This is a genomic window from Vibrio sp. 10N.261.52.A1 (assembly GCF_002876325.1).
Classification (GTDB): Bacteria; Pseudomonadota; Gammaproteobacteria; order Enterobacterales; family Vibrionaceae; genus Vibrio; species Vibrio chagasii.
Genome location: NZ_MCYD01000611.1, coordinates 1 through 553 on the forward strand (window position 1 = coordinate 1; position 553 = coordinate 553).

The 553-nt window shown below is 42.3% G+C and carries 1 pseudogene; it reads left to right on the forward strand.

From position 1 onward, the window contains the following. Window positions 1–47: 47 nt before the first annotated feature. A pseudogene (locus tag BCT81_RS10720) lies at window positions 48–553 on the forward strand (transposase); the annotation flags it as partial.

The window sequence follows — 553 nt, forward strand, 5'->3', positions numbered from 1 at the left end:
AATTGATTGTGATTATAAATAGCTCCCACTGTAAATAATTATTAATCATAGTGATTACGACGGTTTTTATAGTCAAACGGGTATTTTCAATGCCGTTGAGAGGCCTGCAAGGATTCATGAATTCTGTTTTCAAGCTTGCTCAACTGCCATTGTTATACCCTCATTATCCATACATTAGTAAGCGAGCAAAAAAGCATGGCACTGACGGGAAGCGGCGACTCTATCAAATGTGAGCGACGGTGAGGTGCTACCTAACTTACTCAAAAAGACCCACCAAAGAAACAATGAGATATCTGGCGATGGAGCTTACGAAACAAGGTCATGCTATGAAGCTATTCGTATCAAACGATCAGTCCCACTAATCCTCCCGTGGGAAGGATCTGCCTTCTGGGAACGCAGCCATCCTCGCAATCTAGCGGTCAGTTGTTAGAAGCTATACGGTTCCAATAAGTATTGGAAAATGAGGGATGGCTATCATAAACACTCACTCTCAGAAACGTCGATGTTCCGTGTGAAGAAACTGCTCGGAGGGACATTAAGTTTAAGAAATTAC